Consider the following 18,381-nt stretch of genomic DNA (forward strand, 5'->3'; position numbering starts at 1 on the left):
TGGGAACAGTTTTAAGTATAAAGAAGTAGAAAACAATTAGTATAATGTAATAGATATTGAAATTATGATTTGATGTTAAATCATCCCTGTTCGAAGGTGGGGTAATTGGATAAAAACAGATTAATAAATTTCATGGCAAGGGTAATGGAGGAATCTGGCTTTAAGGTTTACCGGAACTTTCAGACTTCTCGACATATCATAGACATATATGGAGTTCTTCCCACTGTTTTAGGCGATATAGGAGTTGTGGTTTCATGTAAAAACTATGATGATAGATGGGAAGTTGGATTAGATGTTTTGAAAGAAATGGAAATGGTTGCAAAAACCCTTAAGGCTTCAAAAATAGTGGTAGTGACGACTTCATACTTCACCAACAGCGCCATTAACTATGCAAGCCGTAGAAATATTAAAACCATAGATAAAGATGGTTTAATGGTTTTAGCCAAGAAATTCTCAGCTCAGAAAAATGAATATAGTGGTGCTGAAGTATATGACCAAGATGATGATTCTGATGCAAGTGGAGTAACAGAAATTTACAAGCCCTCCTCAAAAACTTCCTCATCATTTCCCAAAACAAGTCCAACTTCATCTAGTTTTTTTAGTAGGAGCAAAGTTACTTTAAATAGGGCCAAAAGAAGAGGATCATTGTCTGAAACCCTTTCATTGCCAAGCCCAGGAATAAAACCCCTACTTACTAACACTGTGTCTTTAATTATTATCGTCTATTTTCTGTCATCATTGATAACTTATTTCATAGGAACAAATGCAGCCACATTAGGGATTTACAAAATACTAACCGCAGCAGCACTCTCATATGGGTTGGTACTCCTATCAGATCGGGATTTAAACACTATTTTAACCAAAGGCACCATCGTCTTCTTTGTAGTATTGGTGATCTACGTTCTGGTTATTGTATTCTTTTAAAAAATATAATCTGCCATTACGCCATTACAATAAATTAACAAATTTATTCTGAACATTCCCAGAGATAGTGAAATATGTGCTAAATAAATGAATAAGTCCAATACCATTCTTAATCCAAACCCAGTAACATATAATTTAATTATGGCAACTTCTAATCTCCAACATGGCCCATGAAAAATAGTAATAAAAATATTCAATGGGCCGGAGGAGATTCGAACTCCTGATCACCTCGGTGTGAGCGAGGTATCATACCCCTAGACCACCGGCCCTATGGGATTTGAAATGATCTAAAGAAGATTTAGAATATTATAATAACAAAGAAAGGCTAATTGATGGTTTTAAAAGTGGGCCGGAGGAGATTCGAACTCCTGATCACCTCGTTGTAAGCGAGGTATCATACCCCTAGACCACCGGCCCATGGTTAGCACTTCCATGGTTTGACTGGTAGATTATATAAAGTTTTCCAAGTTGTGGAACTGAAAGTAAATGATGTATGATAAAGTTTAGAAATTTACATGAATTTGATGTTTTTCTTTCTATAAGCATTACCTTCCAAAAAATAATCCCCATTCCACCACAATATGTTACGCGGGAATTACTTGTTTATTAAAAATAATTTGATATTTAAAATTGTTAGAGTTTCGTGGGTTATCTAGATAACCACGATATATGTCTGTCTGTACTGACATTTATCAAGATGAACACTTGATGGATGAAATATGAAAATAAGTAATCTTTCGTATTCGGTTTTGAAGGTTTACTTTCATCCCCTGTATTAGGTGAATGATTTTATAATTAACATTGCAAAACTCGTGCAAATCCATTGCCAAGGATTTCAAAAAATCATGAGATGTTTCAATGTCATGATCCTTAAATCTATCGTTAAATCGTCTTAAAACATTATAATATAGTATATCTGATCATGAAGATTTCTTTTTGTTTTGAACTTATGGATAACGTTCTCACTAAGGCTTGGCTCAGAGCAATGCCCAAGGTAGTGGTAGATTTAAAATCCATTTTTGGAAAAAAATAAAAAAGTTGCATTGAAATCTTTTTAGTTTAAACAGCCATAACCCCACTAATTATAGTTATTTATATAAAAATTAAATATTACCACTTAATTCCAACACGTACTACTTCAATAAGAACAGTATAAATATTTAAGTACCTAATTCTTGTGTGGAAAAACAATTTAATAAGTAGTTCAACCTAATAAATTCTGGAAAGATCACTTAATTTTATGAGGGATATCATGGCCTTTGACGACTCAGGAAAAATATGGTTCAATGGAGAATTCGTTAATTGGAAAGATGCGCAAGTTCACGCATTATCACATGTAGTACACTACGGATCCAGTGTTTTTGAAGGAATAAGATGTTATAAGACAATGCAAGGCCCAGCAGTGTTCCGTTTACAGGAACATGTGACTCGTCTATATAATTCCGCCAAAATCTATCGGATGGAAATCCCATACACTCAAGAAGATTTCTGCAAAGCCATCATTGATACCATCAAGATCAATAAACTGGATGCATGTTACATCCGCCCTGCGATATTCAGAGGCTACGCTGAACTTGGAGTATATCCCTTGAATTGCCCCGTGGAGTGCCTCATAGCAGTTTGGGCTTGGGGAAAATATTTGGGGGAAGAAGCCCTTGAACATGGTGTAGATGTTGGTGTGTCCACTTGGCGTCGTATGGCCCCTAATACAATGCCTAACATGGCCAAAGCTGGTTCCAACTATATGAACAGTCAGTTGGCGAAGATGGAGGCAGTTTCCAATAATTATGATGAAGCAATTATGCTGGATTATCATGGAATGGTGAGTGAAGGAAGTGGAGAAAACATTTTTCTAGTGAAAGATGGAATTCTGTACACCCCACCTCGGTCTTCTTCATTGCTGGATGGAATAACCAGAAATTCCATTATCACTTTGGCCAGTGAAATAGATTTAGAAGTTCGAGAGGAAGAAATTCCCCGAGAAATGCTTTATATTGCTGATGAAATCTTCTTAACAGGAACTGCCGCTGAAGTGACCCCTATACGATCTGTGGACCGAATAATGGTTGGTAGTGGTTCAAGGGGAGAAATTACCAAGAAACTCCAGGAAAGTTTTTTTGCAATATTAGAGGGAAACACAGCAGATACACATAACTGGCTAACCTATATTGAATAATAATTTACTAACTGTTTCAAACACTTATTTTTTCGTTTGAAATAGTTGATCTCCACTTAGTTAATGTTTTTTAAATTCAATTCTAGGGGCAATTTATTGAAATTTTGTTGCTGGATTGTAATTTGTGTTAAAAATTGTAGGAGGGAATAAATATAAGTCAATTATTTCAAAAAAATTATAACTTAAAACTTATAACTTATAACTATTATTACTTTGACTAGCTGAAAACATGTGAACTATCGCGAATAGTTCATTAAAATGTATAAATCATTATAAAAAATTACAATTAATTTAAATTAGGAGAAATTCTTTATGGATATCATTCAAGCAATAATAATGGGCATGGTTCAGGGTTTAACTGAATTTCTACCAGTTAGTAGTTCTGCACACTTGGTGATTTTGCCAGAGTTACTGGGAGCAAAATCCAGTTTGGCATTCGACACCCTCTTACATGTTGGTACATTAGTAGCAGTAGTAGGATACTTTTGGAAAGACATTTTAGCAATGATCAAAGCCTTTTTTTCTAGTTTAAAAGATCTTTTTCGTGGTAATTTCAAAGATGGCGTGAAAAATGACCCATTTAAAAGATTGACTTGGCTGGTTTTTGTGGGCACGATCCCTGCTGGGCTTATGGGTGTTCTGTTAAAAAATCAGTTTGAAATTCTTTTCAACTCCTTGACAGCCGTTGGGTTCTTCCTACTTATAACTGGAGTAATATTATGGTCAGCAGAATGGATTGCACAGAAAAATAAGGGAAAAAAAGGAAAAAAGATAAAAGAAGTTTCGTTTACTAATTCCCTGATCATAGGCCTATTCCAGGGATTTGCCATAGCACCAGGAATATCACGTTCTGGATCCACAATTGCAGCAAGCCTATTTTTAGGGCTTGAAAGAAAATTAGCTGCGCGATATAGTTTTATATTATCCATACCTGCAATATTAGGTGCTGCACTAATTCAAATCAAAGATATTGTAAGTTTTGACTCAAACATTGGTGTTTTAATATGTGGTTTTCTGTCATCCGCAATATTCAGTTATTTGGCTGTTAAATTCATGATGGGTTACATCCAAAAGCACAGCCTCGTGATTTTCTCATACTACTGCTGGATAGTTGGAACACTGACCCTTTTAATACCCCTGTTCTGGAAATAAACCCATATCTATTCTTTTTTCTTGATTAATATTGAGTAATTTGGGCCAGAACAGTGCAGGGAGCACTGTCGATGTTGCCAACTTGCCAGGGTACAACCAAGACTTTTTCCAATTCAGTTTTTTCCCCCACAACACGTAGATCTAGATCCTCGACTAAAACCAGGGGTTTTCCTAAATTGACTTCCTTCATAAACGCATTCTTATGAACTTCTATAGACTCTTTCATTCTACCATAACGAGACATGGATATTGAGTCAATACCCAGACAAGCTAGGTTTGGAAGTTGGCAACGAAGATGAAAAACCGCTTCTGGAGAAATTCCAGGATTTTGTGTTGAATATTTTTCAGGATTTTCATCATGATATGTTCCAAAGCCAGTGCGAAGGAATAAACAGTCAATATCTTCAATTAAATCTTTTTTACTTAATAAATAAGAGATATCTTGCTTATTTATCAATTCATCCTGGTTTTTTGGACAGTCCAAAATGATTGGATTGTGAAAAACTAATTCATCAGGATCATAGTCCGATATAATCTTTCCATCCTTAAGAAAATGAGCAGGTGCGTCAACATGGGTTCCTGAATGATTTTCTACCGTGATAATGGAAGTATTATAATTATCTCCTGTTAAAATCTGATTTTGAGGAGTTATTTGTGGTTTTTGAAGATCAGGGTGGAGTGGGCTGTTAGAATTTAGAGTGTAAGAAAGTCGTATGTATTTATACCTTTTGGAAAGATTCTTTTTTCGATTCATAATTCCCCTATTATAATTTCATCATCCACAATGAAAAGTTAAAAAATTTGTTTACATAACTCCTCTGTTTTAATTCTTATTTCTTCGATAGAAACTCCTTTAAGATTTGCGGCTAACATTGCCCCGCCAGCCCCGGCACCCTCCTTTACTGCGCCATTCACATAATTTTTAAGACCAAGATTTTCGGATTTTCCGAATCCAGGGTCAACTGCAAATATGTTAATTGGTGCAATTTGTTTGGTAATGTAGTGTATGTCTGAAGTTTCATCGGTAGCCACGAAAATTGTTGTGGTAATGCAGACATCATCAAAGGAAAAATCAGGTAAAGCTTCTTTGAGGAATGCACACACAGCTGTCATCTGGGTGCCTCCGGCTAACGTCACTGGTACAGTACTTCCAGCAGTAATGCCAGCTACAGCAGGAATCATTGGATCTCCCAACGCTTGCACGGCCTGAAAAGGATCTAGTGGAAGTTGATCACTTAATCCGGAAGCTTCTAGCCCTTTTTCTACAGTTTGGCGTTTTAGTGTGTGGGGGTTTTCAGGAGTGCTACCACTTAACTTACCCCAAACATCATAACCCATGGCTGCCAAAACACCTAAGGCGGTAGTAGTACCTGCCGGTGTGCTTTCACCAATTATCAAATGACTGGTAAGTTTCGATAGAGTTTCACCCAAGATTTTACCTTTATTATATATTTCTTCAGGATTTTCAACCGCGTTTCCTGTAGAAATGCTTTGTCCCTCTTTATGATTTATATTAATATATGGTACATTTGGTTTAATCGCTGCCCCTGCATCTGCAATCAAAAATGGGATTTTCGACAATTCTAAAGATGCTTTCGTTATTACTGCGGGTGTGGGTGCTGCTTGACCATCCACAAGTGTTTGAGGTATCTCGGGTAGGCATCGGGGTTCACCATGTACAATCAACTCTGCATCAGCTGCTGGTGTGTAATCAGTGAGCTCAGGAGAAGCACCAGCACCGGTTATTCCTGGTATTCGTGATGTTAATGTAGAAGCAATCACGCATATAAATAGTGTATCGCTATTCTGTAATTTAGGGATAATTTTCTGTGATCCGTAACTTTTTATAGCTTGGTCCATGTTATCAGTCCAACTTTAGGTTATGATAGAAACTCAACCCATATAATAAAAGGATAGGATGAGATGATATATAAAAATAAATTGGTTGAACTAACAATAATTCACTGCATAAGAAGTTTAAAAAAATATGATATGAATGATCAAATACATATTGGTCCTTATTGTTAATCTTTCGATTTTTCGGTTGATATAGAGGTGATCTGCTTGATTTGTGTTGGATTAGAAGGAACTGCAGAAAAAACTGGTGTGGGTATCGTAAATTCTGAAGGAACTATCCTTGCTTCCAAAGGTAAAGCCCTTATTCCAGGGAAAGGCGGTATACATCCCCGTGAAGCAGCAGAACATCATGCTGAAAATTTAGTTCCACTTATTACACAAACCTTAGAAGAATCTGGGTTAACTATAGAAGATGTTGATTTAGTGGCATTTGCACGTGGCCCTGGTCTAGGGCCTGCACTGCGCACAGTGGCCACTGCAGCACGTAGCTTGGCACTTTCATTGGACGTTCCCCTAATTGGGGTTAACCATTGCATTGGCCATGTAGAGATAGGAAGATTGACAACGGGTTGTCAGGACCCATTAACTCTTTATGTTAGTGGAGGTAACACACAAGTTATTGCCTTTGATGCTGGGCGTTATCAAATTTTTGGAGAAACCCTAGACATTGCCATAGGAAACTGTTTAGATCAGTTTGCCAGAACTGTTGGACTGGGACATCCTGGAGGTCCTAAAATAGAAGAGTTAGCTCGCAAATCAGGAAATTACTTGAAATTACCATACACTGTGAAGGGAATGGACCTCTCATTTTCCGGATTACTCACTGCTGCTGTTCGTAAGTTCGAATCTGGTGCCGCTTTAGAAGATTTGTGCTACAGTTTACAAGAAACCTCCTTTTCAATGCTAGTCGAAGTTACAGAACGTGCATTAGCACATTCAAAGAAAAGAGAAGTTCTATTAGTTGGAGGGGTGGCTGCCAACAAGAGGCTTCGTGAAATGCTAAATATCATGGCTCAAGAACATTACGCTGATTTTTTCATGCCTGAAATGAAGTACTGTGGTGATAACGGAGCAATGATTGCTTGGCTTGGTATGATAATGCATCAACATGGAATTAAACAAAACATTGGCAATAGCAAAGTAATTCAACGTTACCGTACTGATGAAGTTGATGTTCCGTGGATGGAAAAATCTAGTCAAAAACTTCAACTCCCCCCTGAAATAATGGCTAAGGGAGCAGAAGCCAACATATACCAAGATCAATATCTTGAAGAAGAGGTTCTTTCTAAAAAAAGAATACCTAAAGGTTATAGAATAAAGGAAATTGACCAATACCTCCGAAAAAAGCGTACCCGCAAAGAAGCTAAACTTCTAGGTGAATCCAAAAGGTGTGGGGTAATCACTCCCCTGGTTTACCATGTAGATGAGGAAAACAGCACCATTATTCTGGAAAAAGTTAAAGGAAAGGATGTAAAGGAACTTTTTAGTGGAAAAAATAAACTAGAAATTTCGGAAATACTAGCCATTTCTAAGAGTATTGGAGTAAACGTGGCTCGTCTTCATAACTGTGGGATAATTCATGGTGATCTTACAACCAGTAACATCATACAAAGAAATAGAGAAAACCATCAAGAGGCAGATATAGTGTTTATTGACTTTGGGTTGGGAAAAAACTCCAATCTTGTTGAAGATAAAGGTGTGGACTTGTTGGTCTTTAAAAAAGCAATTAACGGAATACATCATGATATAAGTCAGGAATGTTTCAATTCCATACTTGAAGGTTACCAGGGAGCAGATGATTATAAAAAAATTGTAGCTAAAATCGAAGAAATTGAAAGTAGAGGAAGGTATACATCTTAGAGGCAAATATGTAATTATAACTTATAAGTTATAACTTATATTTTTTACATTATTCTGGAGTTAGAAAATGAAGGTAACCTTTATAACTGGTAATCAACACAAAGTAAAAGAAGCCCAAGGAATATTCCAGCAATTTGATATCAAACTGGAACATGTTGATTTGGGTTACCCTGAAATCCAGGGAAAACTGACAGATGTTGCCTGCTATGGAGCAACATATGCTGCCAATAAATTGAAAACCCCTGTCATTGTAGAAGATGCAGGATTGTTCATAAGGGCACTAGAATGGTTTCCAGGAACATATTCATCCTACGTTCAGAGTACACTGGGTAATGAAGGTATTTTAAAACTGATGAAAAATGTTCAAGACCGTTACGCTGAGTTCAGGTCGGTAGTTGGGTTTGCAACGCCCAAAACCGAGCCCGAGATTTTTTTAGGCGTAGTCGGTGGACATATAGTACATCATGAAAAAGGAAAAGAAGGATTTGCATATGATCCACTTTTCAAACCTGAATGTTATGATCAGACATTTGGAGAACTCACATTAGAACAGAAAAATGAGATCTCACATCGTCGGCGTTCACTGGAAAGATTTGCCAATTGGTACCGAGATTTCACAAGCAAGAAAGATTAATCTAAACTGTCCTAAACAAACCATAGATTAGCGTGATAGCAAAATCAAATAGTTAATGATTTATTGAGGTGATTAAATGGTAGAAAAACCAGGATGGGTTGAATATTCAACCGAAGAAATTGAAGAAATAATTTTAAAACTGAGAAAAGAAGGAAAATCATCCAGTGTCATAGGAGTAATTCTAAGAGACCAGTATGGAATCCCAGATGTCAAAAGTGTAACCGGAATGAAGATTACCCATATTTTAGAAAAACATGGTCAGACTGAAGAATACCCAGAAGATCTGATGAATCTGATCAGAAAAGCGGTTAACATTAGAGAACATCTCAAAGAAAATCCTAAAGACTTGCACACCAGAAGAGGACTGCAATTAGTCGAATCTAGAATCAGAAGACTGGTAAGATACTACACCAATGAAAAAGTTCTCCCCGAAGGATGGAAATACGAACCAAAGCAAGCAGCACTGCTTGTTAAGTAAAATTAGACCAAAAATTTTTAATTAAAAAATGAAAAACCAATAGAATTGATTATAATATAAGTCTAGTTTGAAACAATTAGCTAATCGTTTTACTGCTTCAGGTACGTTGTTAGACTACAGAGAACCTTTCAGTGGGCACTGCGCTTTTCAAAGTTCAATATTCATGAGTTGGATTAGTTTTAGCACAGTGCTACTATTATCTTCTTACAAACAAATACACTGGTGAAAAGCAGTAAATTGATGCTTACAGCTTCTTAGCAATACGACAGGTTATCTTTCAAGATACCCTTAAGGAATTATAACTGCCTGATTTAGCGATACCGATTTGATCTTTAATTCTCCTTGTATCACCAATGCTGGTGCAACTTTAATATCATCACTTAATCTGTATATATCGCAATTAACCTGCTCCTCAACGTCCTTCTTTTTCTAGTTCATTAACAATTTGACAAACAAGCTCATAATCAACTCAAGATCATAGCCAACTTGATAATCGTGAGCTTCAAAAAAATAAGAGTAATAACCTAAAATTTCTTTCTAAACTGTGTTGTAAGGAACATCTCTCACTTTAATACCCTTAATGGCTTAATTTTATCTCAAACAACTTTTCGTAGGAAATCAGGAATGCTAAGATATTTTTCAGCTTCTATAAACTTATTTATCTCTTCAAATTCATGATGGGTTAATTTTGCTCTCCAACGACTTTGGGTTTTTCTATGTGTTTTTCATAAGTAGTAGTATGGATTTGTTATATAATTGTAAACCATGTAAAAAACCATTATACGATGATGTATAAAAAAAGGTGTTTAATGATTGTGAAAACTTTTATTAATTCTAAATAGGGTGATATTTCACTTATTTGAAATGGGAGGGGTATGAAATACCCAGTTCCTTAAAAAAATAATAGTTATTTTAAATTGCAATCAGTAAAAGTACAACCCATCCTCCCAACAGTGAACGTGAACAAAAGTTTAACAAAAATAAATGAAAATTCAAAGAAACCAGAAGATTAATATGAAAATTCCAAACAATATAGAATGTTAATGATTCAATTTTATAACACTAATAGTAATACTGAAATAGGAAATTAATATGTCAAAATCAAGTAATGGTTCACATCAACAAAACAACTTGTTAAATCGGGCTGAAGAAGCATCTAAATTGCTGAAAGAGCATTTGGATAAAGATCATGTGGTAAGAGTGATTTCCCACAATGATTCAGATGGAATATCGGCTGCTGGTGTTATTTGCAACGCTATCGCCGAGGAAGGGGGAAAATTTCATGTTTCACTAGTACCTCGTCTAAAAGACAAAGTTCTAGAAAATCTTGCCAAGGAAAAATATCAACTCTTCTTTTTCTGTGACATGGGCAGTGGCTATGTGGAAAAAATCGGCAAACTCAAAGGACACGCCATAATTGCCGATCACCACCAGACCATGGATGATACTGGCGATGGCATGGAAAACTTGGTGCATGTAAACCCCCACCTATTTGGAATGGACGGAACACGAGATGTAAGCGCATCTGGAGTAACATATCTCACTGTACGCCCACTAAAAAAAGTGGAATTGGCAGGATTAGCCCTTGTAGGAGCATTTGGAGATATGCAATACTCTGATGGTTTTCGTGGAATTAACCAAACCATACTCGCTGAAGCCACTGAATCGGGAGTGGTAGAAGAACAAGAAGACTTGAAAATCGCTTCTAAAGTAGAACCACTTTATAAATCTCTGGCTCATACATTTCAACCAGCCATTCCAGGGATTTCAGGAGATCTTGAGGGAAGTCAGAGTTTTTTAGAGAAAATAGGCATCTCTTATGGTGTGAAATTCACTGACTTGGCCAATGAAGAGAAAGACTTTCTCAAAGAGCGTTTAGTTGATTTGAATCCTCAAATATTTGGCCAAGTATATAGTGTTCCCAAAGAAGATCCTGCACTCAGGAATTTGGAAAAATATGCAGAAATACTGGATGCTTGTGGAAAAAACAAAAAACATGCTGTTGGTTTAAGTATTTGTCTAGGTGACAGGAAGTCTGCTATACAAGAAGGAGTAGAATTTCTAAAAAAATACCATGATTCCCTTATTAAAGGAGTAAGTTGGATCAAAAGGGAAGGTTCGCAAGAGATGGACAATGTCCAATACATTTACACTGAAGATAAGGAAAAAAAGAAGATTATGGGTACTTTAGCAACGTTAGGTATTGATTTAGAGATTTTAAACCCATTCAAGCCAGTTGTAACCCTTTCACGGATGCACGACCAAGTAAAAATTTCAGGCCGTACAACCCTGAAAATGACAAGTAAGGGAGTAAACTTAGGATTTGCTCTTGAACAGGCCGCGAAAAGCTTCAACGGAGCCGGAGGTGGGCATAATATTGCAGCCGGCGCAGTAATCCCCTATCGCGATTTAGAAAATTTTAAAAATCTGGTAAATGACATAATTAGTACACAAATCAACTGAAAATAAACCTATAAAACGTCTAAATGAAATAATTTCTGTAATTACCATTTTAGGGAGCGTTTCATGCATCTTACAAGAGAAGAGGAAAAAATGTACCAGGGAGAGTTCGGCCCTGCCATTCAAAAATCCATGGAAATACTGGTAGCTCTGGGAGATATATACAGAGCAGATGGCATGGTAGAAATAGTATCAGCCCAAATATCCGGTGTTTCCTATAAAACCATAGGCGAAGCAGGGTTAGAATATTTGGAGGATCTTGCCAGTGAAGGTGCACAAGTAAAAGTGCCCAGCACATTAAACCCTGCAGGTGTGGACCTTGATAACTGGGAAAAACTGGGATTTCCTGAAGAATTCGCGAAAAAGCAGCAACTTATTGTGGAAGCATATCGTGAAATGGGTATCAGCACAACTTGCACTTGTACCCCTTATCTTGTGGGCAATGTACCCCCATTAGGAAGCCATGTTGCGTGGTCAGAGTCATCAGCAGTTTGTTATGCTAACTCCGTTCTTGGTGCACGGACTAATAGAGAAGGTGGTCCTGGAGCTTTATCTGCAGCAATATGTGGAATAACACCTAATTATGGATATCATCTAGATGAAGGTAGGATTCCGAACTTGTTAGTTGAAGTTGAAACTCCTTTAAAAGGATCTGACTATGGAGCACTAGGATATCTGGTAGGTAAAACTGTGGGTAATGGGATTCCTTATTTTAAACTGAAAAGTAGGAAGCAGGAAAAAACAAGTGTTAATAATTTAAAGGCTCTTGGTGCTGCATTAGCATCTTCTGGAGCTGTTGCTCTTTATCATGTGGAAAAAATCACTCCAGAATATCAAACTGTTAATGTAAACCTAGGAGAGTTGGAAAAAATATCTATAACTTCTGTTGACATAGCGGAAACCCGGGATCAGTTGTCTATGTATAAAGATAAGCCTGATCTTGTCTGTTTGGGATGTCCACATGCTTCTCTAGAAGAAATCCAAGAAGTGGCCAAGATTCTTAAAGGAAAAACACTAGCCAATGAGTTATGGGTGTGTACATCCATCTCTGTAAAGGCCGCCTCGGATCGGATGGGTTACACCAAAATAATTGAAAAAGCAGGAGGTCAGGTAGTCTGTGACACTTGCATGGTGGTGGCCCCAATTGAAGAAATGGATTTTAAGGTAATTGGAGTGGATTCTGCTAAGGCTGCTAACTATGTGCCGAGTATGTGTGGATTAGACGTTGTTTTTGATGATTGGGAGAACCTTATTTCTATTAAAACTTGAAATTTTTTGAGTTTGAAAACATTGCAGAATCCTATTTGAAATTTTTTTTATTTCAGGGTAAACTAATGTATTTTAAATCACCACCGCAACTACACCGTGAAAAATCGTAAGGGGCTTCATTTTCTTGTAATCTGTAGGATTCGTCACAATTTTTACAAACAATGTATCCTTCATAGTATTTTTTATCTACAAAAGCAGAAAATTCTGTTTGGATTATTCTAAATAATGTTAAATAGGATTTCAAAACGTGCTGAATATTTATTTTAAAGTTTTCTGACAAAATGGCACTGGAATGTGACAAAAGTACCAAAACGTTAATGAGCTCATTACTAAAATTCAACTCAGTTTTTCCGTGATTTTCAAAAAGGAAAAAGATTAATAGAGTATGAAATTTGATGAAAAAATCTTTTGCCTCTTCTTCCCAAGACACTTTTTGTAGCAATTGAAAAAATTCATCATCCAGGAAAAGGTTCCCTCTGAAAACATCAAACCGATCTAACCCTCCTAAAACCCTTTCAATAAGATCACTCTCATTCAAAGCCCATATATCGTCATTAATCAAATTGCGACCCAAATATAGAGAATATGACTTTTCAAAAAAATGATGTAAACTAATAAATGATTCATGATTTATGGAAAAATCATTTCTTTCCCTTTTGGGTTCGATTCCATTTTCAATGGCTTTAATCAAAACTATATTTTCTGGAAGATTACCATCAGACTTTTGTGCACTGTTAAGGGATGTCATTGAATTTTCATGTATGTTAAACAATGTTTCCCAGTAATTTTCTTCCCATAAATATCTAAATTTTCTTAACACTGTAGAAACTTCATATATATGGCCAAATTCAGTGTAAAATTCATTATAACGAATTTTTAACTCATTTACTTCATTGTCGTTTTCTGGTCCCAACATTTAATCACCATAACATTTCATGTTCAACTGTTGAAATATGTAGTATTATTTTATTAAAAAATATTAATAAATATTGTTGTTAGACTCATTCAACTATGATGTTTTAAGAGTAATTGTCATGGATTTGAAATTATTTCCAAAACTATAGAAAACCCCAAATCCATTACCACGGCCCAATATGCAGATTATTTTTGGAAAGGCCTTCACATCACCATTGCATTTGTCATGCATCAACACAACTACCGGTTGTCCAAGTATTCTAATAGAATTCGCGGATGACAACCAGTAGCCATCCCAGAGGGATTCCTGGTTAGGCTACTCGATAACCTCTAGTTGATTGGTTAAAAACAAAACCCCACCACTAGTGCTTCCATTCAAACCTCCGCTGCCAGGCCCCCTCCGGACGGCGTCCTGTGAACCCGTCAGGGTTCACGGTAGGATTCCTTGGGGGGCAGCAGAACAAGAAATACGAGAAAAAACAGTAAACACAACACCCCCAACAGCACCAAAAGAGGCAATATGAAAACAACACGCAGTAGCATTACCAGCAGGAGGACTTAGTTGAGCGGGGCTCAGCTCCTTGCTTCTCCACCATATGGACCTTAGAATAATATTATTTTGGTAAAATTTTTTATGCATAATGACTAAGATGAAATTTATGCATAATGACTAAGATGAAAATAATTTATTTACATTACAATGGTTAAAAATAGGGTTAGTATAAAAGGAAATGATTGTCCTATAACATTAAGTGGAAAAAATGAATTCTACAGACGTGATTAATTCAAAAAAACCCTCAAATTCTATTAGATTTAAATTACACTTAAGTTGGCAATTCTTCCGGATTTAGATAATTTTATCACCATTCAAACACTGCTAAAAAAGAGTTAGTGGTAAACATGGTGAAATTGAAGATATTTTTCAAAATAATCCCCTAAAACATCCTTTTGAACCATGACCCCTTATATTTTTATAGTTTTATAATAGTTTTGATTATTATCATCCAATTAGATTGATTTTTGTAATAGTTTTATAGATTGCAAACATAGTATTAGTTCAAGATATGTCACTTTAACAAACCAATATTTAGGATATTTAAAAATGGTTGAAAATAAACATCCGAAAGAGAATCTTCCTTCAAAAAAATCGGTGCGATGGATACAACATCCATTAATACAGTCAAAAAAAATAGAAGCACGCCTATATCAGCAATTACTGGCTGCAAATGTGTTAAAAAAGGGGAACACTATGATTGTGGCCCCTACTGCACTGGGAAAGACTATCGTCGCCGCTTTAGTCGCTGCGGAAAGACTTAAAAAACATCCAGATAGTAAAATTCTGCTTTTAGCACCTACTAAACCCCTAGTGATACAACATGAAGAAAGCTTCAGAAACTTTATTATATCCACTACAAGTAGTTTGACTGGGGCGGTTAAAGTTGATGAACGTGTTAAAAGGTGGGAAGAATCCCAGATTATTTGTGCAACACCCCAAACTATTGAATCAGATATTATTGCAGGACGTTACTCTCTGAAAAATGTTTCACTCCTAATATTTGATGAATGTCACCGGGGCACTGGTTCCTATGCATACGTGTTTTTGGCCAATCGTTATACTAATGAAGCCGAAGATCAGCTAATACTAGGGTTAACAGCATCTCCAGGCGGTGAAGAAGAGAAAATAGATCAAGTTTGTCAGAATCTTTTTATCAATGAAGTAGTTGTTAAAAATGAGGACGATTCTGATGTTAAACCATATTTCAACCCAATTGAAGTTGAATGGGTTAGAGTGAATCTTAAAAAAGAACAACTTACAATAAAAAGTCATTTAGATACCGTTCTGAAAAATCGGCTTAAAGGTCTTAAAAGAATGGGGGTTATAAGTTCTGTACAAAATGTAAGTAAAAAAAACATTCTTCGCGCGCGGGGAAAAGTTCAGAACAATATATCTCGCAGTACAAAACCACCTAGGGACTGTTTACTAGCAATATCTATGTTAACGGCTGTTTTAAGTCTGCTACATTCAATGGAACTGTTGGAAACACAAGGAGTTAGTAATTTACACTATTATTTCCAAAGAATGCGGAAAAAAAAGACAAAAGCTGCTCAAGGACTATTCAAAGATAAAAGTTTTAGCACCGCCGTAAATCTTACCAAAAAGGCTCAAAAAAGTGGGTTACAACATCCAAAATTAGAAAAACTAATAAAAATCCTTAAAAATGCCATTGAATCTGAAGAACAAGTTATTGTGTTCAGCCAGTACCGGGATACTGTTAACCAAATTCATGAAAAGTGCCAAAAAGAAGGTATTAAAGCTGTAAAATTTTTTGGACAAGCTAACAGAGAAACTGAAAAGGGTTTAAGCCAAAAAGAACAGAAAGAAATCATCAAAGCATTCAGAATGAAAACATACCAAGTACTTGTTTCAACTAGTGTAGCAGAGGAAGGTATTGACATCCCTAGTGTGGATCTGGTAGTGTTATATGAACCTGTTCCTTCTGAAATCCGGATGATTCAAAGACGGGGCAGAACAGGTAGGACCTCAAAAGGCCGTATGATAGTTTTAATTACTAAAAACACTAGAGATGAATCATTTTATTATTCCAGCATGCATCGTGAGAGGCAAATGAAAAGACAACTGTCTAAAGGGTATGAAAAATCTGAAACACCATTAATTGCTAAGGATGAAGATGTTAGAGTACTTGAAAGGAAAAAAAATAGCAGTACTATGGAAAATGAGCTTGTGATTTTGGTTGATCATCGAGAAGCAAGATCTGGCGTTACTAGAGAATTGAGTAACTTAGGAGTTAAACTTGAGCCAGTCAACCTCCCATTTGGCGATTATCAAATCAGTGCCCGTGTAGCGGTGGAAAGAAAAAGTACCAAGGATTTTGTAAGCTCATTAATTGATAAAAGACTGTATAAACAATCCCAAGAACTGATAGAAAACTTTCCAAATCCATTAATGATTCTAGAAGGTCAAGATCTGTACAGTAGTGGACTGCATCCTAATGCTATTAGAGGGGCTTTGGCCAGTTTGGCTGTTGATTTCAACCTACCTATTATTCCCACCCGCAGTCCCGAGGACACAGCAGCTATGATCCATAGACTGGCAATACGAGAATTTGATAAAGGATCTCGAGACGTGCAAGTACGGGCTGATAAAAAACCATTAACACTTCAAGAACAACAACTATTTATTGTGGAATCGTTGCCCAATGTAGGTCCTGTAACAGCTAGAAAAATCTTAGAAAGATTTAAAACTGTTGATAGAGTTTTTAATGCGTCTGAAGATGATTTGAAAAAAGTTGATGGAATTGGTGAAACAATTGCTAAAAACATTCGTAGAGTGATTGAATCTGAATATATCTACAATTCACCATACTTAAGAAAGACTCAGGAATCTTTTTTAACAGATAAAAATAAACCAGATAAAGAATTTCGGTTAGATCAGAATAACCAAGGATGAATGGCCAATGAAGATTTTGATAAATGAAAGAGGAAAAAAATTTCTAGCTGGTTCAGAAGATCTGCACACAGACCAAGGTTACATTAAAAATGAGGAAATTCAGTCAAGTAGTCCTGGAGACATGTTGGAAACTCATATTGGACATAAATTTCGTGTTTTAGATGCGAATATTAATGATTATATTGAATTAATGGATCGTCGGTGCTCAATAATTCTCCCCAAAGATTTGGGGGTTATGGCATCTTTTACAGGACTTGGAAATGGGCATCAAGTGGTAGAAGCTGGAACTGGTGCTGGCGCAGCAACTATCTTTCTGAGTAATATTGTGGGAGAAAAAGGTCATGTCTATTCCTATGAAATTAGGGAAGATTTCGCAGCAGTGGCTGAGAAAAATATTAGAGAATTCGGGTTAGAGAATGTGACAATTAAATGTGCAGATGTTGTTTCAGGCATTAATGAAAAAAATGTTGATTTGATCTTTTTAGACCTTCCTAAACCGTGGGATGTCATTGAAAATGCTAAGATCGCACTTAAATTTGGAGGATTTCTTGTTGCCTACACTCCCTACGTTGACCAAGTCAAACTTCTCACCAAAATTTTGAAAAAACGTGGTTTTTCTGATATAAAAAGTATAGAATGTATTTTAAGAGAATTAGAAGTAAAACCCAAAGGTATTAGACCTAAAACACGTATGATGGGACACACTGGATATTTAACATTTGGTAGGAAAATCTAGTGATAGTTGTACTATGATAAAATAATAAAAAAAAACAAATTAGAAAAAATAATTTTTTTATTGATGTAAAACAGACATTACATATGGTGAAAAGATGGGTTTCGAGTTAAAAAATATAATTTCAATTAAGGACTTCAAAAAAAAAGATATTGAATATATTCTTAAATTATCCGAAAAAATGGAACCCATTGCTAAGTCTGAAGAGAAATCCAACATCTTGGATGGATCTATATTAGGAATGTTATTCTACGAAGCTTCAACCCGAACCCGCCTATCATTCGAAACTGCTATGAAACGTCTGGGAGGGAATACGATTGGTTTTGCTGAAACTGAAACTAGTTCAGCCACTAAGGGAGAAAATTTAACTGATACAGTTCGAACTGTTGGAAAATATGCTGATGCCTTAGTCATACGCCATAATATGGAAGGAACAGCCCGTTATGTTGCGGAA

The 18,381-nt window shown here is 36.1% G+C and carries 15 protein-coding genes, 2 tRNA genes and 1 pseudogene; 12 read left to right on the top strand and 6 right to left on the bottom strand.

Annotated elements, in window-relative coordinates; all coding sequences use genetic code 11:
• Positions 1-72: 72 nt before the first annotated feature.
• Positions 73-924: pseudogene (locus GXZ72_09475) on the top strand (restriction endonuclease).
• Between the two features lie 197 nt (positions 925-1,121).
• Here the strand turns inward: GXZ72_09475 and GXZ72_09480 are convergent.
• Both GXZ72_09480 and GXZ72_09485 read right to left on the bottom strand, forming a co-directional pair.
• A tRNA-Val gene (locus GXZ72_09480) sits at positions 1,122-1,193 on the bottom strand.
• Between the two features lie 76 nt (positions 1,194-1,269).
• A tRNA-Val gene (locus tag GXZ72_09485) sits at positions 1,270-1,341 on the bottom strand.
• Positions 1,342-2,176: 835 nt separating this feature from the next.
• Between GXZ72_09485 and GXZ72_09490 the strand changes: the two genes are divergently transcribed.
• Together GXZ72_09490 and GXZ72_09495 are read left to right on the top strand one after the other, a co-directional pair.
• Positions 2,177-3,100: a branched-chain amino acid transaminase gene (locus GXZ72_09490; GenBank protein HHT19774.1), complete on the top strand. Its 924-nt coding sequence runs from the start codon at positions 2,177-2,179 to the stop codon at positions 3,098-3,100.
• 312 nt (positions 3,101-3,412) lie between these two features.
• On the top strand, positions 3,413-4,252 hold the full coding sequence (locus GXZ72_09495) for an undecaprenyl-diphosphate phosphatase (protein HHT19775.1): 840 nt from the start codon (positions 3,413-3,415) through the stop codon (positions 4,250-4,252).
• A gap of 25 nt (positions 4,253-4,277) precedes the next feature.
• Here GXZ72_09495 and GXZ72_09500 read toward each other — a convergent pair whose 3' ends face one another.
• Entirely contained in the window at positions 4,278-5,006 is a 729-nt protein-coding gene (locus GXZ72_09500; GenBank protein HHT19776.1) for a cyclase family protein, read from the bottom strand.
• A 38-nt stretch (positions 5,007-5,044) separates the two neighbouring features.
• A complete protein-coding gene (locus GXZ72_09505) occupies positions 5,045-6,112 on the bottom strand; it encodes a TIGR00303 family protein (GenBank protein HHT19777.1) in 1,068 nt (355 codons plus the stop codon).
• A 204-nt stretch (positions 6,113-6,316) separates the two neighbouring features.
• On the opposite strand from GXZ72_09505, the gene GXZ72_09510 reads away from it, so the two are divergent.
• The 5 genes from GXZ72_09510 (at position 6,317) to GXZ72_09530 (ending at position 12,810) form a co-directional block, all read left to right on the top strand.
• Positions 6,317-7,969 (top strand): bifunctional N(6)-L-threonylcarbamoyladenine synthase/serine/threonine protein kinase, encoded by a 1,653-nt coding sequence (locus tag GXZ72_09510; protein ID HHT19778.1) that lies wholly within the window; start codon positions 6,317-6,319, stop codon positions 7,967-7,969.
• Between the two features lie 67 nt (positions 7,970-8,036).
• Positions 8,037-8,603 carry an XTP/dITP diphosphatase gene (locus tag GXZ72_09515; protein HHT19779.1) on the top strand — a complete coding sequence of 189 codons (567 nt, stop codon included), beginning with the start codon at positions 8,037-8,039 and terminating at the stop codon, positions 8,601-8,603.
• Positions 8,604-8,679: 76 nt separating this feature from the next.
• Positions 8,680-9,081 (top strand): 30S ribosomal protein S15, encoded by a 402-nt coding sequence (locus GXZ72_09520; GenBank protein ID HHT19780.1) that lies wholly within the window; start codon positions 8,680-8,682, stop codon positions 9,079-9,081.
• A gap of 1,092 nt (positions 9,082-10,173) precedes the next feature.
• On the top strand, positions 10,174-11,544 hold the full coding sequence (locus tag GXZ72_09525) for a DHH family phosphoesterase (GenBank protein HHT19781.1): 1,371 nt from the start codon (positions 10,174-10,176) through the stop codon (positions 11,542-11,544).
• Between the two features lie 63 nt (positions 11,545-11,607).
• Complete coding sequence (locus tag GXZ72_09530; GenBank protein ID HHT19782.1) at positions 11,608-12,810, top strand: DUF521 domain-containing protein; 1,203 nt, start codon at positions 11,608-11,610, stop codon at positions 12,808-12,810.
• Between the two features lie 52 nt (positions 12,811-12,862).
• Here the strand turns inward: GXZ72_09530 and GXZ72_09535 are convergent, their stop codons facing one another.
• Together GXZ72_09535 and GXZ72_09540 are read right to left on the bottom strand one after the other, a co-directional pair.
• Positions 12,863-13,726: a hypothetical protein gene (locus GXZ72_09535; protein HHT19783.1), complete on the bottom strand. Its 864-nt coding sequence runs from the start codon at positions 13,724-13,726 to the stop codon at positions 12,863-12,865.
• Positions 13,727-13,819: 93 nt separating this feature from the next.
• Entirely contained in the window at positions 13,820-14,008 is a 189-nt protein-coding gene (locus GXZ72_09540) for a hypothetical protein (protein HHT19784.1), read from the bottom strand.
• A 55-nt stretch (positions 14,009-14,063) separates the two neighbouring features.
• Between GXZ72_09540 and GXZ72_09545 the strand changes: the two genes are divergently transcribed.
• The 4 genes from GXZ72_09545 to GXZ72_09560 form a co-directional block, all read left to right on the top strand.
• Entirely contained in the window at positions 14,064-14,249 is a 186-nt protein-coding gene (locus GXZ72_09545; GenBank protein HHT19785.1) for a hypothetical protein, read from the top strand.
• A 578-nt stretch (positions 14,250-14,827) separates the two neighbouring features.
• Positions 14,828-17,194, top strand: a complete 2,367-nt coding sequence (locus tag GXZ72_09550) for a DEAD/DEAH box helicase (GenBank protein HHT19786.1) — start codon at positions 14,828-14,830, stop codon at positions 17,192-17,194.
• A 7-nt stretch (positions 17,195-17,201) separates the two neighbouring features.
• Positions 17,202-17,930, top strand: a complete 729-nt coding sequence (locus tag GXZ72_09555) for a tRNA (adenine-N1)-methyltransferase (protein ID HHT19787.1) — start codon at positions 17,202-17,204, stop codon at positions 17,928-17,930.
• A gap of 94 nt (positions 17,931-18,024) precedes the next feature.
• A partial coding sequence (locus GXZ72_09560) for an aspartate carbamoyltransferase (GenBank protein ID HHT19788.1) occupies positions 18,025-18,381 on the top strand: 357 nt, incomplete at its 3' end.

This window comes from Methanobacterium sp. (assembly GCA_012838205.1).
Lineage (GTDB): Archaea > Methanobacteriota > Methanobacteria > Methanobacteriales > Methanobacteriaceae > Methanobacterium.